Below are 22,989 nucleotides of genomic sequence, written 5' to 3'. Positions count from 1 at the left end.
TCAACGCCGCGGTCACGAACCGTCGCCGTGACGCTGGCTTCAGTTTAGGCCGCGCAGCCGCCGCGGCAACGACTCAGACGTGGGGGCCGCACCGCTGCGGTGTGTAGATCACCCCTAGGATCGCACGGTCACGATTGACCCCGAGTTGCCGCCATGCGCTGTCTTGCCCCACTGCTTCTCGCCCTGACCCTGTGCCCGATGGCCCATGCCGACGAGGCCGGTGCCGCCCGCGCGCTTGAGCAGGCTCGCGGCAACCCCTGGCTGCTGCGCCAGTTCATGGCGGCCTTTCCCAAGGGCGGCGACCTGCACAACCACCTGGACGGCAGCATCTATGCCGAGAACATCATCCAGTGGGCGGCCGAGGACGGCAAATGCGTGGCGCCGATCACTGGCCAGATCAGCTTCCCGCCCTGCGACGCGTCGCGGCCGGCCATGAAGGACTACGCAGCCGACGCCGTGAACTACCGCCAACTCGTCGACGCTTATTCGGTGCGCAACTACGAGCGCGGGACCAAGTCGGGCCACGACCAGGTCTTCGACACCTTCGGCCGCTTCATCCCCGGCACGCTGGGCCGCGAGGGCGACATGCTGCGCGAGGCGACCAACCGACGCGGCGCCGAGAACACGGTCTACCTGGAGCTGTTGCAGTCCTGGGGCATGGACAAGGCGCGCGCCATCGCCGCGGCCGAGCCAGGCGCCTTCCGCGCCGACCGCTCCGCCAAGGACTGGGCGAATCACCCGGCTTTGCAGCGCATCGTCACCGACACACGCACCGAACTGGACCGCATCGAGAAGCGCTGGCGCGAGCTGTCGCACTGCGGCCAGGCCAATGCCGAGCCGGGCTGCGGCGTGGCGCTGCGCTATCTGGCCCAGGTCATCCGCACCTTCCCACCCGAGCAGGTCAATGCGCAGATCGCGCTGGCCTTCCTGCTCGTGAAAGCCGACCCGCGCTACGTCGGCCTGAACCTCGTCGCACCCGAGGACGACCCCGGCACGCTGCGCCATTACAAGGAGCAGATGGCTGTCATCGGCGCCTTGGGCAAGCTCTACCCCGAGGTCAAGGTCAGCCTGCATGCCGGCGAGTTCGGCTTCGGCCTCGTACCGCCCGAGGATTTCAAGGACCACATCCGCCAGGCGCTGGACATCGCCGGCGCGCGCCGCATCGGTCATGGCGAGGCCATCGGCCTGGAAACGGGCGCCTTCGACACGCTGCGCGACATGGCCAGGCGCGGCATCGCCGTCGAGATCAACCTGACCAGCAATGCCATCGTGCACGACCTCAAGGGCGAACAGCATCCCTTCCTGCTTTACCGCCAGTTCGGCGTGCCCACGGCCTTGTCGGCCGACGATGAAGGCGTGTTCCGCATCGACCTGACCAACGAGTACCAGCGCGCCGCGGCCAGCTATCCGAAGCTGAGCTACCGTGACTTCAAGCAACTGTCGCGCAATGCCCTCCACTACGGCTTTGTCGAGGGGCAGGCGCTGCTGGCCGACACGGCCACCGGACGCGTCAACGCCGCCTGCGCCGGCGAACGCCCAGGCCGCGAGGCCAAGGCGGCCCGCTGCCGCGACTTCCTCACCGCCCACACCAAGGCCCGCCTGCAATGGGACCTCGAAACGCGCTTCACTCGTTTCGAAAGCCAAGCTCACTGAATGCTTCTTGACATAGCGCCGCTGCGCCGCAACACCGCCTTCCGACGCCTCTTCGCCAGCCAGTTCATCTCCGGCCTGGGCACCATGGTCAGCTATGTGGCCGTGCCCTGGCAGCTCTATGAGTTGACACATTCCAACGCCCAGGTCGGCCTGCTCGGCCTGGTGCAGCTGATCCCCGTTGTCGTCTGCGGCCTGCTGGGCGGCGCGGTGGCGGATCGCGTGGACCGCAAACGCCTCTTGATCGGCTCCGAGGCGCTGATGGCGCTGTGCCTGACCGGCCTGCTGGCCAACGCGTTGAGCGCCACGCCCAGCGTGCTGGCCATCTACGCGCTGGTGGCGATCTTGCAGGGCGCCAGCGGCTTCCACCGCCCGGCGCTGGAGGCGCTGACGCAGAAGCTTGCGCGGCCCGAGGAGTTCGCCGCCGTGGCGGCCCTGTCCTCGGTGCGGGGCACCGTGGGCATGGTGGCCGGGCCGGCGCTGGCCGGCATCCTGCTGGCGAAGTGGGGGGCGGTCGGGGCCTATGTCTTCGACTTCGTGACCTTCGCCGCGGCGCTGTACTTCATCGCCCGCATTCCGCGTGAAGCAATTGGCACGCTCGACACGCCCGAAGAACGCCCGCATCTGCTGGCCGACCTGGCCGAGGGCCTGCGCTTTGCGTGGAAGCGCCCGGAGCTGATGGGCACCTACATCGTCGACATCGTCGCGATGGCCTTCGCCTTCCCGGTCGCCTTGTTCCCGGCCATGGCGGCGGCGGACGGGCGCACCGAGTCGGTGGGCTGGCTGCTGTCGGCCATGTCGGTGGGCGCCCTCGTCATCGGCCTGTTCAGCGGCTGGACCGGCAAGGTCAGCCGCCACGGTCGCGCCGTCGTCATCGCGGCGGCCGTGTGGGCCATCGGCATCGTGGCCCTGGGCTTCGCGCCCAGCCTGGTGCTGGGCCTGGTGTGTCTCGCGGTGGCGGGCGCCGCCGACATGGTCAGCGGCGTGTTCCGCGGCACGATCTGGAACGAGACCATCCCGAACTCGCTGCGCGGGCGGCTGGCCGGCATCGAGATGATCAGCTACCTGACCGGCCCGCTGGTCGGCAATGCGCGGGCCGGCTTCATGGCGGATGCCTGGGGCGTGGCGCCGGCGATCTGGATCGGCGGCGCGATCTGCCTGGCCGGCGTCATCGCCACCGGTTTCCTGCTGCCGCGGTTCTGGGCCTACGCAGCACGACCGCTTCCCGCTAAACGTTGAGCGCCCCCATCTGCGCCGCCGGGTAGCGCGTGCCGGCCACCGCGTGCGCGGCAAGCAGTGCGTTGATGCGCTCGCGCCGACCGGCGTCGAAGTGGATGCGCGCGGCCAGCGCGTTCTCGTCCAACCGCTTGACGCTGCGTGTGCCGGGGATGGGCACGATGTCGTCGCCCTGGTGCAGCAGCCAGGCCAGCGCGAGCTGGGCCGGTGTGTAGCTCCACTCCTCGGCCAACGCCGACAGCGCATCGGCCAGCGCGAGGTTGTGGTCCAGGTTGCCGCCCTGGAAGCGCGGGTGGATGCGGCGGCGGTCGTCGGGCGCCAGTTGCTCGGCCGAGCGGATCGCACCAGTCAGGAAGCCGCGACCGAGCGGGCTGTAGGGCACCAGCGCGATGCCCAGCTCACGGCAGGTCGGCAGGATCTCGGCTTCCACGTCGCGGCTCCACAGCGAGTATTCGGTCTGCACGGCGGCTATTCGGTGCACCGCATGCGCGCGGCGGATGGTCGCGGCCGACGCCTCGGACAGGCCCAGGTGCCCGACCTTGCCGGCCTTTACCAGCTCGGCCATCGCGCCGACGGTCTCCTCGATGGGCGTGTTCTTGTCGACGCGATGCTGGTAGTAGAGGTCGATGTGCTCCACGCCCAGGCGCTGCAGGCTCGCATCGCAGGCTTCGCGCACATAGGCCGGGCTGCCGTCGATGCGCAGCATGGTGCCGTCAGCCGCACGCACATTGCCGAACTTGGTCGCAATGACAACCTCGCTGCGGCGCGTGGCCAGCAGTCGCGACAGCAGGCGCTCGTTGGCACCCACGCCGTACATGTCGGCTGTGTCCAGGAAATTGATGCCGATGTCCAGTGCATGGTGCAGCACGCTGAGCGACTGGGCATCGTCGGCCGGGCCGTAGAAATCGGACATGCCCATGCAGCCCAGGCCCAGGGCCGAGACCTCGGGGCCATGGCTGCCGAGGCGGCGGCGGGGAAGGTGCGAATGCGTCATGGTGGAACTCCTTGAAGGGGATCATCAACGGGATGACGACAGCTTAGGAAACTCGCCCCCCGCTCGCCCAGCACAAACCTAGCCCATGCTTGCCCGATCCTCCGATCCAAAGCCCACACAAGGCCCTTGGCAACCCGAAGCGTTTGCACAATCGCTCACATGCCCACTGATGACGACCTGCAGACCTTGCGCGAACGCGCCATCGCCGCGGCGCTGTCTCGAGCGCCCGGCGACGGCCTGCACACGACCGCCCTGCCCTGGCTGCGGCTGATCCGCGCCAGCGCGCCGGCCCAACCGGTGCCGGCTGTCTACGAGCCCGGCCTGGTGCTGGTGCTGCAGGGCCGCAAGCGCGCCCAGCTCGGCGAGCGCGTGGTGCATTACGACGCGATGCAGTGCCTGGTCGTGCCCATGACCATGCTGCCGCGCGGCCAGGTGCTGGAGGCCAGCCCGGCCAAGCCCTATGTCTGCGTGCGCCTGAGCTGCGAGACGCAGGCGCTGGCCGAACTGCTGCTGGATGGCGACGCACCGCCGGAGGGCGGCGACACCGGCCTGCACGTCGCGCCCGTCACCGCACCGCTGCTGGACGCGGCCCTGCGCCTGCTGCAGCTGCTGGACAGCCCGCAGGATCTGAAGACGCTGGCCCCCTTGGTGCAGCGGGAGATCCTGTATCGCGTGCTGACCGGTCCGCTGGGGCCGCGGCTGCGCTCGCTGGTGCATACCGACGGCGTCACCCGCCGCGTCGGCCGTGTCATCGAGCAGCTGTCGCGCCGCTATGCGGAGCCGCTGTCCATCGACGAGCTGGCGGCGCTGGCCCACATGAGCCCTTCGACGCTGCATCTGCGCTTCAAGCAGCTCACCGCGCTGTCGCCGCTGCAGTTCCAGAAGAACCTGCGCCTGCAGCAGGCCCGCCGGCTGATGCTGGGCGACGGCCTGGACGCCGCCAGCGCCGCCCACCGGGTCGGCTACGAGAGTCCTTCGCAGTTCAGCCGTGAATACCGTCGCCTATTTGGCGCCCCGCCGCGAGAAGACATCTCGCTTCTTCGCAGCGCGGCCGGCTAGAATGCCGCCTCTTCCGAGGAGCGTTGCAACCTCACCCCTTGAGGCCAGGCTCGGAAGTTTGCCCCCTGCAACTGCGCTCACCCGCTGGCCGACCGTGCCTGGGTGAGGATGAACTCCCCTCGTACCGTCACCGCCAGCGGCTTCATTCGCTTGAAGGAGCCCGCTCATGACCGCTGCAATCCCCGCCCATATCGTCAAGGACCTGTCGCTCGCCGACTGGGGCCGCAAGGAAATCAAGATCGCCGAGCACGAGATGCCGGCACTGATGGCCATCCGCAAGGAATACGCCGCCACGCAGCCGCTCAAGGGCGCCCGCGTGACCGGCTCCCTGCACATGACCATCCAGACGGCCGTGCTGGTCGAGACCCTGCAAGCCCTGGGCGCCGAAGTGCGCTGGGCCTCGTGCAACATCTTCTCGACGCAGGACCATGCCGCCGCCGCGCTGGCCGCCGTCGGCACCCCCGTGTTCGCCTACAAGGGCGAGACGCTGGAAGACTACTGGGACTACACCCACCGCATCTTCGAGTTCGGCGACAAGGGCACGGCCGGCGAAGGCCCCAACATGATCCTGGACGACGGCGGCGACGCGACGCTGCTGATGCACCTGGGCCAGAAGGCCGAGACGGACTTGTCCGTGCTGAACAACCCGGGCAGCGAGGAAGAGCGCATCCTGTTCGCCGCCATCCGCAAGAAGGTGTCCGAGGACGGCACCTGGTACACCCGCAAGAGCGCCGAGATCATCGGCGTGACCGAAGAGACGACGACGGGCGTGCACCGCCTGAAGGAAATGTCGGCCAAGGGCACGCTGCTGTTCCGCGCCATCAACGTCAACGACTCGGTCACCAAGAGCAAGTTCGACAACCTCTATGGCTGCCGTGAGTCCCTGGTGGACGGCATCAAGCGCGCCACCGACGTGATGGTGGCCGGCAAGATCGCCGTCGTGGCCGGCTATGGCGACGTGGGCAAGGGCTCGGCACAAGCGCTGCGCGCGCTGTCGGCCCAGGTGTGGGTCACCGAGATCGATCCCATCTGCGCGCTGCAGGCCGCGATGGAAGGCTACCGCGTCGTGACGATGGAATACGCCCAGGACAAGGCCGACATCTTCGTGACGACGACCGGCAACAAGAACGTCATCCGCCACGAGCACATGGCCGCGATGAAGAACAACGCCATCGTCTGCAACATCGGCCACTTCGACAACGAGATCGAGGTCGCGGCCCTCGAGAAGTACGAGTGGGAAGAGATCAAGCCCCAGGTCGACCACGTCATCTTCCCGGACGGCAAGCGCATCATCCTGCTGGCCAAGGGCCGGCTGGTGAACCTGGGCTGCGGCACGGGCCACCCGAGCTATGTGATGAGCTCGTCCTTCGCCAACCAGACCATCGCCCAGATCGAGCTCTACGCGCACAAGGACAACTACGCCGTCGGCCAGGTCTATGTGCTGCCCAAGCACCTGGACGAGAAGGTCGCCCGCCTGCAGCTGACCACGTTGAACGCGCAGCTGACCGAGCTGACCGAAGAGCAGGCCGCGTATATCGGCGTCAACAAGGCCGGCCCCTACAAGCCGGATACCTACCGCTACTAAGCCCTCAATGCGCGCCGACCAGCTCCTCGTCGCCCAGGGCCTTGCGCCGACGCGTTCCGTCGCGCAACGCCTGATCAGCAACGGTGCCGCCGAATGGGCCTCGCCCACCGGCTGGGCCGTGCTGAAGAAGGCCGGCGAGGACCTGCCCGAAACGGCCCAGCTGCGCGTCACCGACGACGCGGAGCTGCGCTATGTGTCGCGCGGCGGGCTCAAGCTGGAAGGCGCGCTCACCCGCGTCGGCGTGGACGTCACGGCCACCACGGTGCTGGACATCGGCCAGAGCACGGGCGGCTTCACCGACTGCCTGCTGGCCCATGGCGCCCGCCATGTCGTCGGCGTGGACGTCGGCCACGGCCAGATCCATCCCAAGCTGCAGGCCGATGCTCGCGTGACCGCGCTGGAAGGCGTGCATGTGCGCGAGCTGGCCGTGCTGCGCCAACACCAGCCGACGGGCGGCTTCACGCTGATCGTCGGCGACCTGAGTTTCATTTCCATGATCGGCAGCCTCCCGGAGTTGCTGCCGTGGCTCGAAGTGCACGGCCATCTGCTCGTGCTCATCAAGCCGCAGTTCGAACTGGGGCCACAAGCCCTGGGCAAGGGCGGTCTCGTCAAGGACGAGGCCGACTACCCGCGACTGGAAGCCCGCGTGCGCCTGGCCTGCACGGCCCTCGGCCTCAAGGTGCTGGACTACTTCGACAGCCCCATCACCGGCGGTGATGGCAATCGCGAATTCTTCTTGTGGGCGTCCCGATGACAGCCGTTTCGTTTGAGTTCTTTCCCCCGAACACGCCGGTCGGCGTCGAGAAGCTCAAGACCGTCGTGCAGGAGCTGGGCGCCATGTCACCCCAGTACTTCAGCGTGACCTACGGCGCCGGCGGCGCCACGCGCGACAAGACCCTGGGCGCTGTCATGGACATCGCCGCGGCGGGCTTCGAGGCCGCCCCGCACCTGAGCTGCGTGGGGTCGACGCGCGAAAGCATTGCCGAGATCCTGTCGACCTATCGCGCCCAGAACATCCACCGCGTCGTCGCGCTGCGCGGCGACCTGCCCAGCGGCACCGCCACGGCGGGCGAGTTCCGCTATGCGTCCGAGCTGGTCAGCTTCATCCGCGAGACCCAAGGCAGGGACTGGCATATCGAGGTCGCCGCCTACCCCGAGGTGCATCCGCAGCAGCGTTATGCGGCGCGCGACCTGCAGCACTTCGTCGACAAGATGGGTGCCGGCGCCAACGGCGCGATCACGCAGTTCTTCTTCAACGCCGACGCCTATTTCCACTTCGTCGACGAGGCCCGCAAGCTGGGCGTCACCCAGCCCATCGTGCCGGGCATCATGCCCTTCCACAACTACGGCCGCATCGCCCAGTTCGCGCAGCGCGACGGCATCGACATCCCGCGCTGGGTGCAGATGAAGATGGAAGGTTTCATGGACGACGCCGCCAGCATCCGCGCCTTCGGCCTGGACGTCATCACGCGGTTGTGCGAGCGCCTCATCGACGGCGGCGCGCCCGGCATCCACTTCTACACGCTGAACCAGAGCGCACTGACGCTGGAGTTGTGCAAACGCCTCGGCCTTGGCAACAAGGTTTGAGCCAGCGCAAAACCCCACGCTGAACGCGGCGCCGACCGGCGCCGCCTTGTGTTGCCTCAAACCGCGCCGCGCCTGCTGCGCGTGCAATGCCTCCATCGGGATCCGTCCCATTCACCTGGAGTCATTGATGAAGTTCTCCCCTGCCCTGCGCCTGGTCGCCATCGCTGCGGCCGCCCTCGCGCTGCAACCTGCCCTGGCCAAAGAAGGCGACGAAGGCCCGCTGCTCGTGCGCGTGCGCGCCCTGCATCTCGATTCGGCCAACAAGGACAGCACGGGTCTGGGCCTGTCGATCAACAACAAGACCTTTCCCGAGGTCGACTTCAGCTACTTCGTGACGCCCAACGTCGCAGCCGAGCTGATCCTGACCTATCCGCAGAAGCAGACCCTCTATTCCAACGGCAGTGCCATCGGCTCGCTCAAGCACCTGCCGCCGACGTTGACGCTGCAGTACCACTTCAACCCGACGGGGACGATCCGGCCCTACGTCGGCGCCGGCCTGAACTACACCAACTTCTCCTCGGTCGAGTTCGCACCCGCCGTGCAGACCGCGCTCAAGCCCAGCATCAAGCACAACAGCTTTGGCGCTGCCTGGCAGGTCGGCGCCGATGTCGAGCTCACCAAGGGCACCTATCTGAACTTCGACCTGAAGAAGGTCGGCCTGGGCACGACCGTCTATTCCAACGGTGCGTCGGCCGGCAAGTTCAAGGTCAACCCGACATTGGCCAGCGTCGGTCTCGGCTGGCGGTTCTGAGAGCGTCGCTTGCGCTCATGTAAATGAGCGCTTTACGTGCGCGGGGACCACCCCGCTCCGCAAGAATGCGCGGCCATGAGCCGCCTTCTTGTTGCGCTGGCAATGCTGTGTGCCAACGCCCTGTGCGCGGCCCAGACATCGCCCTCCAAACCGCCCCCACCCGCCGCGCCGGCCTCCGCCGCCAGCAGCGGCGGCAACCGCCTTGATCGCGTCGAGATCAACAGCGGCCCCACCGCCAACAGCCGCCGCCGCAACAGCACGGCCAGCAAGATCGTCATCGAGCGCGAGGACCTGGACCGTTATGGCGACACGGTGCTGGGCGATGTGCTGCGCCGCCTGCCCGGCGTCACCATCGGCGGCCGCCCGGGCCGCGGCGGCGACATCCGCATGCGCGGCCTGGGCAGCGGCTTCACGCAGATCCTCGTCGACGGCGAACGCGCGCCGGCCGGCTTCGCCGTGGAGGACCTGCCGCCCGACCAGGTCGAGCGCATCGAGATCTACCGTGCCCCGACCGCCGAGACCGGTGCGCGCGCCATTGCCGGCACCATCAACATCATCCTGCGCGAGCCGCTGCAGAAGTCCAACCACGAGCTTCGCTTCACCCTCGGCCAGGACCGCGGCGAGCCACAGGCCGACTTCAGCTGGACGCGCAACCTGAAGTGGGGTGGGCCGAACGGCGACGAATTCGTCGGCGCCGTGTCCACCAACGGTGGCATGCACCGGCGCTTCAACAACATCGACTCGCACAACCGCGTCGTCGACACCGACACCGGCGAGGTACTCAACGAGACCGTGCAGCAGGGCCAGAGCCTGGGCCACAGCACCAACCTGAACGGCAATGCGCGGCTGCGCTGGAAGTTCAGCGACACGCTGAGCTTCAACCTCGCACCCTTCTTCGCGCTGTCGCAGAACGAGGGCTCGAGCCAGAACAACGCCGTGGGCTTCACGCGCTTTCGTGATGTGCACGGCGAGTCCGACGGGCGCATGCACAACATCCGCGTCAACCTGTCGGCCAGCTACCGGCCTGCCGTCGGCGAGACCTGGGATTTCCGCGTCGGCCGCGGCGGCTTCAAGAGCAGCAGCAACAGCCAGCGCCGCGAGACGCTGAAGGACGTCGGCGTCGACATGCAGCGCGTCCAGGACGACCACAACGTCACCGACGACGACCAGACCAGCCTGGGCGCCAAGTGGAGCCTGAAGACGGCCAAGGAACACCAATGGGTGACCGGCCTCGAGCATGAGCAGAGCCAGCGCACCCAGGTGCGCCGCACGCTGATCGACGGCCAGGAATCGCCGGGCCTGCAGAAGTTCGGCGACACCCTGGGCTCGCGCAGCCAGCGCTTCGCCGGCTATACGCAGGACGAGTGGAGCCCGAGCAAGATCTGGTCGGTCTATGCCGGCATCCGCTACGAGCGCATCGAGACCCAGGCCGACGCGGCCGGCCTGCTGCCCGACACGCGCAACGTCTCCCAGGTCACCTCGCCGCTCTTTCACCTGCTGTGGAAGCCCGAGGCCTTCCCCAAGGACCAGGTGCGCCTGAGCCTGACGCGCAGCTACCGCTCGCCCAACCTCAACGACCTGATCGCGCGGCCGACCATCAACACCACCTATCCCACCGGCCCCAACCTGCCCACCTATGCCGACCGCGCCGGCAACCCCGACCTCAGGCCCGAACTCGCCACCGGCGTGGACCTCAGCCTGGAGCATTGGCTGCCCACCGGCGGCATCGTGTCGGGCAGCGCCTTCGTGCGCGACATCAAGAGCCTGATCCGCAGCCGCATCGAACTGGAGACCGTGCCCTGGGACAGCACCTCGCAGCGCTGGGTCAGCCGCCCGCGCAACCTGGAAGGCGCGCGCACCATGGGCGTGGAGTTCGAGGTCAAGGCGCGCCTGGACGAGCTGTGGGAGGAAGCGCCGCCGGAATGGCAGTTGCTGCTGCTGCGCTTCAACATCGCCGTCTTCGACAGCAAGGTCAAGGGCATCCCGGGCTCCAACGCCCGCCTGGACCAGCAGCCGCGCGGCAGCCTGAACTTCGGCCTGGACCATCGCTGGAAGGCCCTGGGCCAGAACTTCGGCAGCGGCTTCAACTTCAACTATGTGCCGGGCACCCGCGTGCAGCAGACCGAGAACCTGCGGCGCGAGGAAACCTCGCGCCGCCAGTTCGACGCCTATCTTTCCTGGGCCAGCGGCTCGGTGCGCGACGGCATCAACTGGCGGCTGTCGCTGGCCAACCTGCTGCCGCGCGATGCGCAGGTCACTTCCGAGGCGGTCTACGTGGATCCGGTGACCAGCCACAACCTGATGACCGACACCTGGTCGCGCAACCGCACCTTCCGCGTGGTCTCGCTGCGCGCCGACATGCGCTTCTAGCCCGGCCGAGAATGTGGCCATGACGCGCCGCATCCTGTTCTTCTGCATGGGCAATATCTGCCGCAGCCCGACGGCCGAGGGCGTCATGCGCGCCAAGCTGAAAGCGGCTGGGCTGGACGTCGAGGTCGACTCGGCCGGCACCCATGGCTATCACGTCGGGGCGCCGCCGGATGAGCGCAGCCAGGCGCATGCGTTGAAGCGCGGCTATGACTTGAGCACCCTGCGCGCACGCCAGCTGATCGCCGAGGATTTCAGTCGCTTCGACCTGGTGCTGGCGATGGACGCGGACAACCTCGCCAACGCCGAACGTCTTTGCCCGCCTGACCAACGCCATCGCCTGAAGCTGCTGCTGGACTACGCGCCACAAGCCAGCAAGCGCCACGTGCCCGACCCTTACTACGGCGGTGCGGCGGGGTTCAACGAGGTGCTGGATCTCGTCGAAGCGGCGTGCGATGGGCTGATCGCGTCGCTCAGAACCGGTAGCAATGCCCCGGCTGGGAGTCGCCACCGCTGACCTGCACGCCATGCGCCGCCACTGTCGCGCCGGGATAGGCGCCGTTCTGGCAGGCGATCAACGCCTCCCGACTGCCTTCGATGCCTTGCTCGATGAAGGACTTTCGCGGCTCCAGGCGCAGCGCTGGACGCTGGCGTTCAGGCGCGGGCAGCGCGACGGTCTGAGCGCCGGGTCGCGGCAGCCGCAGGTTCAGGGGCGTCGGGCTGGCAACGGGAGCCTCCGCGGGCGCGGCGAGAACGTGCAGCGGCGCGGTGGCCAGCACCAGCAGCAGCAGGGCCAAGTTGCGCGGGACGGTCAGCGTTGAAGGGGCAGCGCTCAGCATGCCGTGATTGTTGGCGACGCCGTGCCCTCCGCAACAGGCCAGCCGAGACAGCCGGTTTCCACGGGTAAACCGTATTTGTTCGTCGCGCGAACAAATTACGATGTCCAGCGCTGTCATTTAAAGAAGAGCCGGAGACATGAAACCCATCAAGCCCTGGCTGGGCGCCCTGGCGCTGGCCGCCGCGTCGGCGCTTGCTGCACCGCCGGCCGGCGCACCTTATCAATGGCGCCCGGTCGCCATCGTCGGCGGCGGCTTCGTGGATGGCATCGCCTTTCATCCCGCCGTGCCGGGCCTGGCCTATGCCCGCACCGACATGGGCGGCGCCTACCGTCGCGACACCGCGACCGGGCCGTGGCAACCGCTGCTGGACTGGCTGCCGCTGAGCGAAGTCAACCTGATGGGCGTCGAGAGCCTGGCCGTCGACCCCAACGACCCCGACGCCCTCTACCTTGCCTGCGGCACCTACACCAACCCCGTCGTGCCCAATGGCGCCGTGCTGCGCTCACATGACCGCGGCCGCAGCTTCCAGCGCACCGACCTGCCCTTCAAGCTCGGCGGCAACGAGGGCGGCCGCGGCAATGGTGAGCGCCTGGCCGTCGACCCGAACGATGGCCGCGTCCTCTACCTCGCCTCGCGCCTCGCCGGCCTGTGGCGCAGCGGCGATGCGGCCAAGACCTTCCAGCGCGTGGACACCTTCCCCGACTCGGCCTGGCGCCGCAACGAGTCCGACGGCGCGCCGCCCAGCTGGGGCGGCAACGATGGCAAGGCCACCATCAATTTCGTCCTCTTCGATCCGAGCAGCGGCAAGCGCGGCCAGCCCAGCCGCACGATCTACGCAGGTGTCTCGGTCGTGGGCCGGCCCAGCCTGTGGTTCAGCCGCGATGCCGGCGCAAGCTGGCAACCCGTGCCCGGCGCGCCGACACAGCACCGCCCCATGCGCGCCACGCTGGCAAGCGACGGGCGCCTCTACATCGCCTATGCCAGTGATCCCGGCCCGCATCGCATGAAGGACGGCGCCGTCTGGCGCTACGACACTGCCAGGCAGGCCTGGGCCGACATCACGCCCGAGCGCCCCAGCGCCACACAGCCTTTCGGCTATGCGACGGTGACCGTGGATCCCGGCCATCCGCAGCGACTGCTGGCCAGCACCGCCGGCCGCGGCGCGGGCGACCAGCTGTTTCGCAGCACGGATGGCGGCACCACCTGGCGGCCCCTCTTTCCCGCAGCGCAGTTCGACGCCTCGGCCGCCCCCTACGTCGCCGACACGCATCTGCACTGGCTCTACGACGTCAAGATCAACCCCGCCAACCCCGACCACGCCCTCTTCACCACCGGCTACGGCGGCTGGGAGACGCTGGACCTGACGCAGGCCGATGCCGCCAAGCCCACGCACTGGCAGGTCATGGCCGCCGGCATCGAGGAGACCGTGGCCCTGGCCCTGCACAGCCCGACGAAAGGCGTGCCGCTGGTGACGGCCATCGGCGACTACTCGGGCTTCGTCCACACCGACCTGGACAAGCCGGCGGCCGGCAACCCCAAGCCGCCCTTCTTCGGCAACACGCATGACGTGACCGGGGCGGAACTCGCGCCCGAGGTCATCGTCCGCATCGGCCACCCGCGCGATGGCGGCAAGAACCTCGGCTATTCGCTGGACGGCGGCGCCACCTGGCGCGCGCCGGCCAGCGTGCCCGATGCCAAGTCCAGCGACGGTTTTGTCGCCGTGTCGGCCGATGGCAAGGCCTGGGTCTGGACGCCCAAAGGCGGCACGCCACATGTCAGCCACGACCGTGGCGAGACCTGGACGCCGGTGCAGCGCCTGCCCGCCGGCACCCGCGTCATCGCCGACCGCGTGAACCCCCAGCGCTTCCACGCCATGGCGCTGTTCGACGACACGCTCTACGCCAGCAACGATGCCGGCCTGACCTTCGCCGCCAAGCCACTCGCCCTGCCCGACGGCCCCGTTACCCGCGCCGCCGCCGGCAGCAACAACCGCAGCAACCGCGGCGACGACCGTGGCGGCCAGGACAGGCTCTACGCCACGCCCGGCCGCGAAGGCGAGCTCTGGCTGGCGGCCTTCCATGGTCTCTACCGTGCCGGCGACGGCCAGGGCTTCAAGCGCCTGCCCGCCGTCTCGCAGATCCACGCCTTCGGCTTCGGCCGCGCGGCACCGAGCAAGCAGGAGCCAGCCCTCTACCTCGTCGGCAGCGTCGCCGGCCAGTACGGCATCTTCCGTTCCACCGACGGCGCCGCGAGCTGGCAGCGCATCAACGACGACGCCCACCAATGGGGCCTGATCCTGCAGATCAGCGGCGACCCCAAGATGTTTGGCCGCGTCTATGTCGGCACTCACGGGCGTGGCGTGCAGTACGGCGATCCGCGCTAAGGCTTTTTGGGCAACTCGAAGCGTCGCAGCGAGGACTTGATCAGCCGGTCGTCGGCATCGAAGAGGCTGACCAGTTCCAACTGCAGCGGTCCTGCCGGCATCTTGAGCTCCCGCACGTGGCGCTGTAGCCGCCGACCCGATTCGAAGCGCGTGTTGTCGCTGGCCTTGCCCAGTCGCTGAGCGACCTCGGCGGGCGTCAGGCCGGGCTCGAGGGCCAGTGCCGCTAGCGCCCACTCATCCTTGAGCGCCTGCAGCGCCGCGCCCGGCGCCGCGGGCGGGTCATCCATGGCCTCGAAGACGACGCGCGTGTCGTCCGGCCAGCTCTCGTCACCCATGGGCACCCGGAACATGCGCTCGCGCAGCGAGTAGCCCCAGTCGTACTTGGGCCCGCCGTCGTCGCGCAGGCCGTGCAGCAGCCGCGCGCTGAGCGTCAGCCACCGCTCACCGTGCACCAGCGTCACCGCGAAGACGGGCTTGTCGGCGAAGTTGCTGGGACTCCAGTCGCGGTCTGCACAGTCGGCGGTATCCAGGGGCAGGAAGCCGAACAACAGCGCACCGCGCGCCACGCCGCTGCCAAAGGCGACGCGGCATTGCAGGCGCAGGTCCCCCAGGCGCCGCTCGCCCGCGGGCACGCCCGGCGTGCGGATGTCGGGCCGCCAGGTCACGCGGCCATCGGCCAGGCGGCTGCGCACCTCGGTACGCTCGTCCAGTTGCCGCCAGGCGGGGTCGATGACGAAGCGGTCCTCGCCATCCAGTGCCAGCGGCCGCCGGCCGGCCGGCGTCATCAAGCCCAGCTCCAGGCTGGGCGCCGCATCGGCCTGGGTGCGCGCATAGACCTTGAACTTCAGCGCCGCGGCCGGCGCCAGCGCGCGGTGCTTCTCGAACAGCGCCTCGGCCTTGAAGAGCTGGCCCAGCGTCTTCTTCTCGCGTGCCGTGGCGGCCTCGCCCGAGACCTCGACGCGGCCCAGTTGGGCTTCGGCGGCCGGCGCGCTGGCAGGCAGCGCGAGTGCGCTGGCCAGCAACGTGGTCACCAAGTCCATGCCAGCTTGCGGGCCGAGCGACGGGCCGCTCCCTAGCCGGCCCGCCTTGGGCGATGTGCTTGTGGCTTGATGCCGCGAGCATCGCCGCCCCCGCGGGGGCTGAGGCCGGACACATGGCGTCCAGTGGACGCGATGTGCCTGCCGAAGGGCTGCGGCACTGGCCGCAGCGCGGTCTGCAAGACCGACCAGACTCGCACGCGTTCAGCGACGCGAGGTTGGGCGAGGGGTAAACGCATCACACCGCCGCGAACGCGTCCCGCGTCAGGTTCTCGGGCGCCTCGCCCGCGCCGCGGCAGGCCACGTCGTCTTCGATGCGGATGCCGCCATAGCGCGACAGCCGCTCCACGGCGTCCCAGTCCACCTGGGCAGCCTGGGGCGAGGCGCGCAGCTGGCGCAGCAGCGTCGGGATGAAGTAGAGGCCCGGCTCGATGGTGACCACCATGCCGGCCTGCAGCGGCCGTGTCAGGCGCAGATAGCGGTGGCCCTCGGGCTTGTCGGCCACGCCGCCGCTCTCGCTGGCCATGAAGCCACCGACGTCATGCACCTGCAGGCCCAGCAGATGGCCGACGCCGTGCGGGAAGAAGGGCTTGGTGACGCCCTCTTCCACGATGGCCTCCTCGCTCATCTTCACGATGCCGGCTCCGCGCAGCACGCGGGCGATGCGGCGATGGGTGCTGAGATGGATGTCGCGGTAGTCGACGCCGTCGCGCACCTCGTCGACGAGGCCGAGTTGCTCGACCTCCATCGCCGCGACCAGGGCCGCGAACTCGTCATGGCCCGGCGCCACCCAGGTGCGGGTGATGTCGCTGGCATAGCCGTTGACCTGGGCACCGGCGTCGATGAGGAAGCTGCGCATCTCCGGCGGCGGGCTCTCGTCCTGGTACTGGTAGTGCAGCACCGCGGCATGCTCATTGAGGCCGACGATGTTGGTGTAGGGCAGGTCGCGGTCGGTGTGGCCGGTGGCGACGAGATAGGCGCGGTGGATGCCGGCCTCGCTCTCGCCGCGCAGGAAGGCCGCACGCGCGGCGTTGTGGCCGGGTACGGCGCGGCGTTGTGCGGCGCGCATCTGCGCCAGCTCGTAGGGGCTCTTCACGCCGCGCGCCCAGTGCAGCAGGTTGAGCAGCGCCTCGGGGTTGTTGGGTTCCAGGCCCGGCAGCGCGGCATCGGCCTCGGCGACGATGGCCGTGCGCGCCGTGACGAGATCGGCCAGGGCCTTGGCCGCTTCTTCCGGCTCACGGATGACGACCAGCTCGACCGCATCCACCCACTCGCCGCTCGGTGCGCTCGGCGGCACATGCCAGTAGTCATCGGGCTGGAAGTAGACGACGCGCGGCTTCTGGCCCGGCCGCACCGCCAGCCAGGAATGCGGGTGATTCGTCAGCGGCAGCCAGTGCTTGAAATGCGGGTTGGCCTGGAAGAGATAGGGCCGGTCGTCGAGAAAAGCGTATTTCTCGATGCCGGAGGCGATCAGCAGCGTGTCGAAGCCGGTGCGCTCGAGCGCGGATTCGGCGTGCTGTTGCAGCGCGGCGAGGTGGTCGGTGTAGAGGCTCATTGCCGCTCCATTCACTTGCGCACGTAGGTCAGCTTCTTGGCGCCGCCGTCGCAGCTGCCGATGACCTTGGCGTCGCCGACCTTGTCGTTGTCGACTGCATTGATCTCATAGCCCTTGACGCCCTTGGCGTCGAGCTTGGCGGCGGCGTGGGCGGCCTGGGTCAGCAGCAGGGCGGCAGCGGCGCTCAGGATCAGCAGGGTGGGCTTGGACATCGGATTTGCGTGTGTCAGGGGAGATATTGGATTGTGAGACAGGCGGACTCATCCGGTTGTCTTTGCCCAAGTCCTCATGACTCGCGTGCACTGCCGCGGGAATCCGCCCCGCGAGGGCGGGTAACTTTTCTCTGACGCGCCAGAGAAAAGTCACCAAAAGAGGAGCGCTCAATGCAATCCGCACTCGAGCGGGACCAGGTGCTCGCGTTGCTCGAAGCGGGCTGCACCCCGAAGCGAACCGCTGCGCTCTCGCCCACCACTTGTGCCGAGCACCAGCGATCGGACCTTCACGCCGCTTAAGTCGCGGCTGCACGCCGACGCCCGGCAAATACCGAACAGCCGCGCCGCTCGGGCGGCGCTGCATTGGGCTGTTTTGGTGAGCCCGGCGTGCAGCCGCGCGTCGGACGGGCTGCTGGTGCGATGGATGTTGGTCGTGACAAGTCAGACGCGAGAGCGCAGCGGGTCGCTTGTGGGCATGCCGCGTTGGCTGTTGCACGCCGCAACGCGGCCGTGTGGTGCTGGTGTGCGGTTCAGGGCCTCTTCTTTGGTGACTTTCTTCTGGCCCCGCAGAAGAAAGTTACCCGGCCGCCGGGACGGACTCCCGGCAATGCAGCGAGCAGACACGCCCTAAGCAAAAGCAACCCAAACCATCGTCACCCCTCCCGATCCCACACCACCCCCTCCTCCGTCAGCATCGCATCCAGCGGCATGTCCAGCGCACTGGGCTTGAGCAACGGCAGGAACCCATGCGCATACCCAATGCCCACCGCCGCCGGCCGCGGCTGCATCTCGGCCAGGGTCTTGTCCATGAAGCCGCCGCCATAGCCCAGCCGCAGGCCAGCGGGCCCGAAGCCCAGGCAGGGCACCAGCATCAGCTGCGGCCTGAATTCCTCGGTGTCCTTGGGCTTGGGGATGTGGAAGGCGTCTTCCTCCATCGGGCAGCCGGGGTACCAGACATGAAAGCGCAGCGTGCCGTGCACCTTGTCCACCACCGGCAGGCCGATGCGGCGATGGGGATGGTTTTCGCCCCAGCGGTAGAGGGTGGGCAGCGGATCGAACTCACCCTTGATGGGCCAGTAGGCGCCGATGGTGGTCTCGCGGCGGCGCAGCAGCCAGACGCTCAGCACCTCCTGCAGCTCGGCGGCCAGGTCCAGGCGGTTGGGCAAAGTCAGCCTTTGTTCGATCAGCTTGTGCCGGATGGCGGCGCGGTCGTTGGCGTCCAAGGGTGAGACTTCCTTGCGAACCTGGGAATCTGGCCATTGTGGGCCATGGGCCGGCATCACTAAAGTCGTGCCACGCAACCATCACGCAGGGAGAACAACAGATGCTGAACAAGCTCAGCCAGCTCAGCGAATCGAGCGGGGCGCTCAAGCCGGGCCGCGGCATGATCAGCGGCGTCATCGCGCTCACGCTCGCCATCCTGTGCTTTCTCGGCGTGCTGGCCTTCCACTTCCCCGAGTACCTGACGACGCCGCAGCTGCGCCAGTCCTACAACGTCGACGTGATCCGGCGCCTGCTGTACTGGGCCTTGGTGCTGTCGGGCGGGCTGGCGCTGTTCAACATCGTCTTCAGCCGCATGCGCTGGCTGGCACTGTGGACCTTTGTGCTGCTGGGCCTGGCGCTGGCCCTGGGCGGCCACAAGGTCGAGGTCGACCCCAACTTCCCCGACCACACGCCCTATGTCGGCCTGGACTGGTTCATCCTCGACCTGCTGGGCTCGACGCTGATCTTCGTCTTCATCGAGAAGCTGTTCGCGCTGCGCCGCGACCAGCCGGTGTTCCGCCCGGAGTGGCAGACGGACTTCCAGCATTTCATCGTCAACCACCTGGCCGTCGGCTTCGTGATGCTGGCCACCAATCTGCTGGTGCACAAATTCTTCGGCTGGGCGGCCAAGGACGGCATCCAGGGCTGGGTGCAGGGCCTGCCCTTCCCCATCGCCCTCTTCCTCATCATCCTGGTCGCCGACCTGGTGCAGTACTGGACGCACCGGGCCTATCACGAGGTGCCCATGCTGTGGCGGCTGCATGCCGTGCACCACAGCGTGAAAAGCATGGACTGGCTGGCGGGCTCGCGCCAGCACATCCTGGAGCTCATCATCACCCGCACCCTGGTGCTGGCGCCCATCTTCGTGCTGGGCTTCAGCAAGGAGGTCATCGACGCCTACATCGTCGTCGTCGGCTTCCAGGCGGTGTTCAACCACGCCAACGTCAGCGTGCGCCTGGGGCCGCTGCGCTACATCATCGTGACGCCCAACTTCCACCACTGGCACCACTCGCAGGACCAGGAAGCGCTGGACAAGAACTACGCGGCTCACTTCGCGTTTCTTGACCACCTGTTCGGCACGGCGGTGCAGTCGGATCGCAAATGGCCGGAGCACTACGGCGTGCTGGGCGACTATGTGCCGGACGGCTTCCTGCGCCAGCTGCACTTTCCGTTCACGTGGAAGGGCTGAACGCAAGCGCCATGGATCCCTACATCGAACTCTGCATCGAACTGCTGCAGCCCCTGGGCCCGGTGCGGCCGCTGCGCATGTTCGGCGGCCACGGCCTCTATGTGGATGGCCTCTTCATGGCCCTGGTCATCCAGAACCAGCTCTATCTGAAGACCGACGACGTGACGCGTGAGCGCTTTGTCGCGGCGGGCTGCCAGCCCTTCAGCTATGCGACCAAGACCGGCGAGCGACAGGTGATCAGCTACTACCAGCCGCCCGAAGAGGCGCTGGAATCGCCGCCGCTGATGCAGCCCTGGGCCAGGCTGGCCTTCGAGGCCGCGTTGCGCACGGCGAATGCCAAGAAGCCGGCCAAGGCCAGGAAACCTGCGGCGGCCAAAAAGACCGCCGCGAAGAAGACCTCAGCCGCCAGCGCGAAGCGGGCGGCCAAGCCTGCGCTTCCTGACTCAGCCGCCATCGCGAAGCGGGCGGCCAAGCCTGCGGTTTCTCAATCAGCCGCCAAAAAACCGGCGGCCAAGAAAGCCGCGGTTCGCCGTGGCTGAGACCGGCGGCACCAGCAGCTCGAAGTCGGCCGCAGGCCAGCCTTCCAGCACGGCCGTCTGGCCGGGTGCCAGGGCCAGCGCCTCGCCGGCCTCCAGCCACTTGTCTTCGGCCGGCTGGTCGGTGGTGCCCGACAGCGTCAGCCACACACGGCCGCGGGCCACCGCCAGGCGGCGCGCCTCGGCGCCACCGGCCAGGGTCATGGCCCGGCCACCGTCCAGATGCCAAACAGATTGCGCGTCGCTCATGATGAGACTCCTCGGTTGATGTCAGGGATTCTGCTTAGATTGCCCAAGACGGTCCAATGACTCCGCGGCGTCGATTGATACCATTCACGCATGAATCAGCCGATACGCCAACGCCCACTCTCGGTCGGTCCCCTGCGCGCCTTCGAGGCCGTGGCCCGGCTGCTGTCCTTCCGCGCGGCGGCCGAGGAGCTGAGCCTGACGCAGTCGGCCATCAGCCGGCAGATCCAGTCGCTGGAGGAGGAGATCGGCTGCACTCTCTTCCTGCGCGGCACGCGCAAGGTGGAGCTGTCCAGCGACGGCGCGGTGCTGCTGCCCACCGCCGTGGCCGTGTTGTCGCGCCTGGACCAGACCGTGCGCCAGATCCGCCGCTCGCGCGGCCGGCGCGTCGTCAATGTCAGCACCTTCGCGTCGTTCGCGTCGCTGTGGCTGATCCCACGCATGGAGGCCTTCCAGCGCGAGCATGCCGACATCGACATCCGCGTGTCGGCCTATGACCGCAAGGTCGACCTCGAGGATGGCGAGAGCGACCTGGCCCTGCGCTATGACGACCGCCCCTCGGTGACGCCCGACGCCGAGCAACTCTTCGAGGAGCTGCTGTCGCCCTGCGTCAGCCCCTGGTACTTGCAGAACCCGCCCGCGCCGTTGAAGCGCGCCGCCGACCTCGCCGGCCACGCATTGGCCGAGGAAGACGACCCCCGCCCCAGCGCCGAGTACCTGAGCTGGCGGCGCTGGCTGACCGAGCAGGGCGAGCACGAGTTGCAGCCGCGCCGCTGGCTCTACCTGAACTTCACCTACCAGCAGGTGCAGGCCGCGCTGACTGGCCAGGGCGTGGCGCTGGCCCGGCTGCCGCTGGTGCACGAGCACCTGACGCGCGGCGAGCTGGTCGAGCCCTTCGGCAAGACCGGCCGCCTGGGCAGCCCCTTCAGCTACTGGATGATGCTGGGCCCGAACGCCGCGCGCCGGCCCGAGGTGCAGCAGTTTGCGGACTGGGTGCGCGAGCAGGCCGCCATCACGCGCGAACAACTGGTGGGCGTCTAGCCATGTGGAAGCGCGCGGCTGTCTACGGCCTGGCCCTGGCGGCCGGCACGGCGCTGCTGCAATGGCTGGACTACCGCCATTTCGTCCGCGCCCAGTCCGAGACGGTCTACATCGCGGTGATCGCGGCGGCCTTCCTGGCCTTGGGCGCCTGGGCCGGCGTCAAGCTGCTTGGCCGCCGCGCGCCGCCGGCCCAGGCTTTCGACGGCAACCCGCAGGCACAGGCGGTGGGAGCGTGGGTGGCAGAGATTCCGGATCACGCCGGGGCGAGTTGCGGGGGCAGCCAAGGCGCAGACGAGGCGTTGGGCGGGGCCCAACAACGAGTCGGCAACGCAGGATGGCCCCGCAAATCGCCCCGGCCCGAAGGGTTGAGCCCGCAAGGGGGGCGATTCAGCGTTGCGCCGCTTGCCCGGGCGGCCAGCCCGGGCTGCACGCCGCGCCTTGCCTCGCCCCCCTTGCAGGCTCAACGCGAGCCGGAATCTCTGCCACCCACGCTCCCTGGCATCAGCCCGCGTGAGCGCGAGGTGCTGGAACTGCTCGCCGCCGGTCTGAGCAACAAGGAGATCGCCGACAAGCTGCATGTGTCGCCGCACACGGTCAAGACGCATGTGGCGAAGCTGTTTGAAAAGCTCGACGCGCGACGCCGCACCGAGGCCATCCTGAAGGCGAGAGAGCTCGGTTTGTTGCGCTGAAGGGCTGATTTCAGCGAAATCACCCATTTGTCCGATGGCCCCCGCGGCCCGAACATCGTTCCATGGCGGCTCTTCCAATCCGCCATGAGGTCCCAATGCTGAAAACCATCCTGTCTTTCGGTGCCGTCGCCGGCCTGGCTGCCGGCATCCCGCTGTTCGCGCTGCTGATCCTGAATCGGGGCGCGCCGCCGGCTCACGGCATGGTCATCGGCTACACGCTGATGCTGGTCGCGCTGAGCCTGGTCTTCGTCGCCATCAAGCGCCGCCGTGACGACGAGCTCGGCGGCGTCATCCGCTTCTGGCCGGCCTTCCTGCTCGGCCTGGCCATCAGCCTCGTGGCGGGCGTCGTCTATGCGGCCGCCTGGGAAGTGACGCTGGCCGTCACCAAGCTGGACTTCGGCACCGAGTGGGTCAAGATGTACATGGCCGAGAACAAGGCCAAGGGCCTGCCCGAAGCGGAGCTCGCCAAGCTGGCCGCCGAGATGGACGAGTTCAAGCGCAACTACGCCAACCCGCTGTTCCGCTTCCCCATGACCATGGCCGAGATCGTGCCGGTCGGCCTGCTGGTATCTCTCGTCTCAGCGGCGCTGCTGCGCAATCCGCGCTTCATGGCCGCAAGGAAGTGAGCCCCTCGCCCAGTCCCGCGCCGCTGAACGCGGGCGAGCCTGGTCGGTCCCCCGAGGGGACGGCGATGCTTGCCGGCTCGACCGGCAAGCATCGCCAGCGCGGGCCGGCTAGGGGCGGCCCGGCGCTCGGCCCGGAACACCCCG

The 22,989-nt window shown here is 68.4% G+C and carries 22 protein-coding genes and 1 riboswitch; of the genes, 15 read left to right on the top strand and 7 right to left on the bottom strand.

What is annotated here, in order from left to right; all coding sequences use genetic code 11:
- The first annotated feature begins 153 nt into the window (after positions 1-153).
- Both AC1D2H_RS05460 and AC1D2H_RS05455 read left to right on the top strand, forming a co-directional pair.
- Positions 154-1,653, top strand: a complete 1,500-nt coding sequence (locus AC1D2H_RS05460) for a hypothetical protein (RefSeq protein ID WP_478010184.1) — start codon at positions 154-156, stop codon at positions 1,651-1,653.
- Positions 1,654-2,889: an MFS transporter gene (locus AC1D2H_RS05455; protein WP_478010183.1), complete on the top strand. Its 1,236-nt coding sequence runs from the start codon at positions 1,654-1,656 to the stop codon at positions 2,887-2,889. It abuts the gene before it with no gap.
- On the opposite strand, the gene AC1D2H_RS05450 is transcribed toward AC1D2H_RS05455, so the two are convergent.
- Positions 2,879-3,880: an aldo/keto reductase gene (locus tag AC1D2H_RS05450; protein ID WP_478010182.1), complete on the bottom strand. Its 1,002-nt coding sequence runs from the start codon at positions 3,878-3,880 to the stop codon at positions 2,879-2,881. The two genes, AC1D2H_RS05455 and AC1D2H_RS05450, sit on opposite strands and share 11 nt — an antisense overlap.
- Before the next feature lie 159 nt (positions 3,881-4,039).
- Here AC1D2H_RS05450 and AC1D2H_RS05445 point away from each other — a divergent pair, with 159 nt between their 5' ends.
- The 7 genes from AC1D2H_RS05445 to AC1D2H_RS05415 all read left to right on the top strand — a co-directional run bounded on the left by AC1D2H_RS05445 (position 4,040) and on the right by AC1D2H_RS05415 (position 11,746).
- Positions 4,040-4,939 carry an AraC family transcriptional regulator gene (locus AC1D2H_RS05445; RefSeq protein WP_477927899.1) on the top strand — a complete coding sequence of 300 codons (900 nt, stop codon included), beginning with the start codon at positions 4,040-4,042 and terminating at the stop codon, positions 4,937-4,939.
- Positions 4,940-4,948: 9 nt separating this feature from the next.
- Positions 4,949-5,025, top strand: a riboswitch (S-adenosyl-L-homocysteine riboswitch).
- A gap of 80 nt (positions 5,026-5,105) precedes the next feature.
- Positions 5,106-6,524: an adenosylhomocysteinase gene (gene ahcY, locus AC1D2H_RS05440; RefSeq protein ID WP_478010181.1), complete on the top strand. Its 1,419-nt coding sequence runs from the start codon at positions 5,106-5,108 to the stop codon at positions 6,522-6,524.
- Positions 6,525-6,531: 7 nt separating this feature from the next.
- Positions 6,532-7,278, top strand: a complete 747-nt coding sequence (locus AC1D2H_RS05435) for a TlyA family RNA methyltransferase (protein WP_477927895.1) — start codon at positions 6,532-6,534, stop codon at positions 7,276-7,278.
- The gene (gene metF, locus AC1D2H_RS05430) at positions 7,275-8,111 is read left to right on the top strand and encodes a methylenetetrahydrofolate reductase [NAD(P)H] (RefSeq protein ID WP_478010180.1); all 837 of its coding nucleotides are present in this window, start codon (positions 7,275-7,277) and stop codon (positions 8,109-8,111) included. Before AC1D2H_RS05435 ends, metF begins: the two co-directional genes overlap by 4 nt.
- A gap of 127 nt (positions 8,112-8,238) precedes the next feature.
- Complete coding sequence (locus AC1D2H_RS05425) at positions 8,239-8,862, top strand: OmpW/AlkL family protein (protein ID WP_478010179.1); 624 nt, start codon at positions 8,239-8,241, stop codon at positions 8,860-8,862.
- 75 nt (positions 8,863-8,937) lie between these two features.
- The gene (locus AC1D2H_RS05420) at positions 8,938-11,232 is read left to right on the top strand and encodes a TonB-dependent receptor plug domain-containing protein (protein WP_477927889.1); all 2,295 of its coding nucleotides are present in this window, start codon (positions 8,938-8,940) and stop codon (positions 11,230-11,232) included.
- Positions 11,233-11,251: 19 nt separating this feature from the next.
- Positions 11,252-11,746 carry a low molecular weight protein-tyrosine-phosphatase gene (locus AC1D2H_RS05415; RefSeq protein ID WP_478010178.1) on the top strand — a complete coding sequence of 165 codons (495 nt, stop codon included), beginning with the start codon at positions 11,252-11,254 and terminating at the stop codon, positions 11,744-11,746.
- On the opposite strand, the gene AC1D2H_RS05410 is transcribed toward AC1D2H_RS05415, so the two are convergent.
- Positions 11,703-12,185, bottom strand: coding sequence for a hypothetical protein (locus AC1D2H_RS05410; protein WP_478010177.1), 483 nt, complete (start codon positions 12,183-12,185; stop codon positions 11,703-11,705). The genes AC1D2H_RS05415 and AC1D2H_RS05410 overlap by 44 nt on opposite strands.
- 19 nt (positions 12,186-12,204) lie before the next feature.
- Between AC1D2H_RS05410 and AC1D2H_RS05405 the strand changes: the two genes are divergently transcribed.
- Positions 12,205-14,451, top strand: coding sequence for a hypothetical protein (locus AC1D2H_RS05405; RefSeq protein WP_478010176.1), 2,247 nt, complete (start codon positions 12,205-12,207; stop codon positions 14,449-14,451).
- On the opposite strand, the gene AC1D2H_RS05400 is transcribed toward AC1D2H_RS05405, so the two are convergent.
- From AC1D2H_RS05400 to AC1D2H_RS05385, 4 genes are all read right to left on the bottom strand, one after another.
- Positions 14,448-15,491, bottom strand: coding sequence for a hypothetical protein (locus tag AC1D2H_RS05400; protein ID WP_478010175.1), 1,044 nt, complete (start codon positions 15,489-15,491; stop codon positions 14,448-14,450). The two genes, AC1D2H_RS05405 and AC1D2H_RS05400, sit on opposite strands and share 4 nt — an antisense overlap.
- A gap of 235 nt (positions 15,492-15,726) precedes the next feature.
- Entirely contained in the window at positions 15,727-17,043 is a 1,317-nt protein-coding gene (gene pepQ, locus AC1D2H_RS05395; protein WP_478010174.1) for a Xaa-Pro dipeptidase, read from the bottom strand.
- Positions 17,044-17,054: 11 nt separating this feature from the next.
- Complete coding sequence (locus tag AC1D2H_RS05390; protein WP_478010173.1) at positions 17,055-17,255, bottom strand: DUF1161 domain-containing protein; 201 nt, start codon at positions 17,253-17,255, stop codon at positions 17,055-17,057.
- Between the two features lie 653 nt (positions 17,256-17,908).
- Positions 17,909-18,478, bottom strand: a complete 570-nt coding sequence (locus AC1D2H_RS05385) for a 5-formyltetrahydrofolate cyclo-ligase (RefSeq protein ID WP_478010172.1) — start codon at positions 18,476-18,478, stop codon at positions 17,909-17,911.
- Positions 18,479-18,579: 101 nt separating this feature from the next.
- On the opposite strand from AC1D2H_RS05385, the gene AC1D2H_RS05380 reads away from it, so the two are divergent.
- Together AC1D2H_RS05380 and AC1D2H_RS05375 are read left to right on the top strand one after the other, a co-directional pair.
- A complete protein-coding gene (locus AC1D2H_RS05380) occupies positions 18,580-19,707 on the top strand; it encodes a sterol desaturase family protein (protein ID WP_478010171.1) in 1,128 nt (375 codons plus the stop codon).
- Positions 19,708-19,718: 11 nt separating this feature from the next.
- Complete coding sequence (locus AC1D2H_RS05375) at positions 19,719-20,246, top strand: TfoX/Sxy family protein (protein ID WP_478010170.1); 528 nt, start codon at positions 19,719-19,721, stop codon at positions 20,244-20,246.
- Here the strand turns inward: AC1D2H_RS05375 and AC1D2H_RS05370 are convergent.
- Positions 20,196-20,492 carry a DUF2917 domain-containing protein gene (locus AC1D2H_RS05370; protein ID WP_477927869.1) on the bottom strand — a complete coding sequence of 99 codons (297 nt, stop codon included), beginning with the start codon at positions 20,490-20,492 and terminating at the stop codon, positions 20,196-20,198. The genes AC1D2H_RS05375 and AC1D2H_RS05370 overlap by 51 nt on opposite strands.
- 90 nt (positions 20,493-20,582) lie before the next feature.
- Here AC1D2H_RS05370 and AC1D2H_RS05365 point away from each other — a divergent pair, with 90 nt between their 5' ends.
- The 3 genes from AC1D2H_RS05365 (at position 20,583) to AC1D2H_RS05355 (ending at position 22,845) form a co-directional block, all read left to right on the top strand.
- Entirely contained in the window at positions 20,583-21,530 is a 948-nt protein-coding gene (locus tag AC1D2H_RS05365) for a LysR substrate-binding domain-containing protein (protein ID WP_478010169.1), read from the top strand.
- A gap of 2 nt (positions 21,531-21,532) precedes the next feature.
- The gene (locus AC1D2H_RS05360; protein ID WP_478010168.1) at positions 21,533-22,219 is read left to right on the top strand and encodes a helix-turn-helix transcriptional regulator; all 687 of its coding nucleotides are present in this window, start codon (positions 21,533-21,535) and stop codon (positions 22,217-22,219) included.
- A 95-nt stretch (positions 22,220-22,314) separates the two neighbouring features.
- Positions 22,315-22,845 (top strand): DUF4199 domain-containing protein, encoded by a 531-nt coding sequence (locus AC1D2H_RS05355; RefSeq protein ID WP_478010167.1) that lies wholly within the window; start codon positions 22,315-22,317, stop codon positions 22,843-22,845.
- The last annotated feature ends 144 nt before the right edge of the window (positions 22,846-22,989 follow it).

The organism is Roseateles sp. P1_C1_2 (assembly GCF_056406535.1).
Note: the sequence above shows the minus strand (reverse complement) of the source record. Positions and strands in the feature narration are given on the sequence as shown.

Coding starts and splice junctions, on each gene's coding strand:
- AC1D2H_RS05460 (WP_478010184.1), top strand. CDS start 154: ATGCGCTGTCTTGCCCCACTGCTTCTCGCCCTGACCCTGTGCCCGATG.
- AC1D2H_RS05455 (WP_478010183.1), top strand. CDS start 1,654: ATGCTTCTTGACATAGCGCCGCTGCGCCGCAACACCGCCTTCCGACGC.
- AC1D2H_RS05450 (WP_478010182.1), bottom strand. CDS start 3,880: ATGACGCATTCGCACCTTCCCCGCCGCCGCCTCGGCAGCCATGGCCCC.
- AC1D2H_RS05445 (WP_477927899.1), top strand. CDS start 4,040: ATGCCCACTGATGACGACCTGCAGACCTTGCGCGAACGCGCCATCGCC.
- ahcY (WP_478010181.1), top strand. CDS start 5,106: ATGACCGCTGCAATCCCCGCCCATATCGTCAAGGACCTGTCGCTCGCC.
- AC1D2H_RS05435 (WP_477927895.1), top strand. CDS start 6,532: ATGCGCGCCGACCAGCTCCTCGTCGCCCAGGGCCTTGCGCCGACGCGT.
- metF (WP_478010180.1), top strand. CDS start 7,275: ATGACAGCCGTTTCGTTTGAGTTCTTTCCCCCGAACACGCCGGTCGGC.
- AC1D2H_RS05425 (WP_478010179.1), top strand. CDS start 8,239: ATGAAGTTCTCCCCTGCCCTGCGCCTGGTCGCCATCGCTGCGGCCGCC.
- AC1D2H_RS05420 (WP_477927889.1), top strand. CDS start 8,938: ATGAGCCGCCTTCTTGTTGCGCTGGCAATGCTGTGTGCCAACGCCCTG.
- AC1D2H_RS05415 (WP_478010178.1), top strand. CDS start 11,252: ATGACGCGCCGCATCCTGTTCTTCTGCATGGGCAATATCTGCCGCAGC.
- AC1D2H_RS05410 (WP_478010177.1), bottom strand. CDS start 12,185: ATGACAGCGCTGGACATCGTAATTTGTTCGCGCGACGAACAAATACGG.
- AC1D2H_RS05405 (WP_478010176.1), top strand. CDS start 12,205: ATGAAACCCATCAAGCCCTGGCTGGGCGCCCTGGCGCTGGCCGCCGCG.
- AC1D2H_RS05400 (WP_478010175.1), bottom strand. CDS start 15,491: ATGGACTTGGTGACCACGTTGCTGGCCAGCGCACTCGCGCTGCCTGCC.
- pepQ (WP_478010174.1), bottom strand. CDS start 17,043: ATGAGCCTCTACACCGACCACCTCGCCGCGCTGCAACAGCACGCCGAA.
- AC1D2H_RS05390 (WP_478010173.1), bottom strand. CDS start 17,255: ATGTCCAAGCCCACCCTGCTGATCCTGAGCGCCGCTGCCGCCCTGCTG.
- AC1D2H_RS05380 (WP_478010171.1), top strand. CDS start 18,580: ATGCTGAACAAGCTCAGCCAGCTCAGCGAATCGAGCGGGGCGCTCAAG.
- AC1D2H_RS05375 (WP_478010170.1), top strand. CDS start 19,719: ATGGATCCCTACATCGAACTCTGCATCGAACTGCTGCAGCCCCTGGGC.
- AC1D2H_RS05370 (WP_477927869.1), bottom strand. CDS start 20,492: ATGAGCGACGCGCAATCTGTTTGGCATCTGGACGGTGGCCGGGCCATG.
- AC1D2H_RS05365 (WP_478010169.1), top strand. CDS start 20,583: ATGAATCAGCCGATACGCCAACGCCCACTCTCGGTCGGTCCCCTGCGC.
- AC1D2H_RS05360 (WP_478010168.1), top strand. CDS start 21,533: ATGTGGAAGCGCGCGGCTGTCTACGGCCTGGCCCTGGCGGCCGGCACG.
- AC1D2H_RS05355 (WP_478010167.1), top strand. CDS start 22,315: ATGCTGAAAACCATCCTGTCTTTCGGTGCCGTCGCCGGCCTGGCTGCC.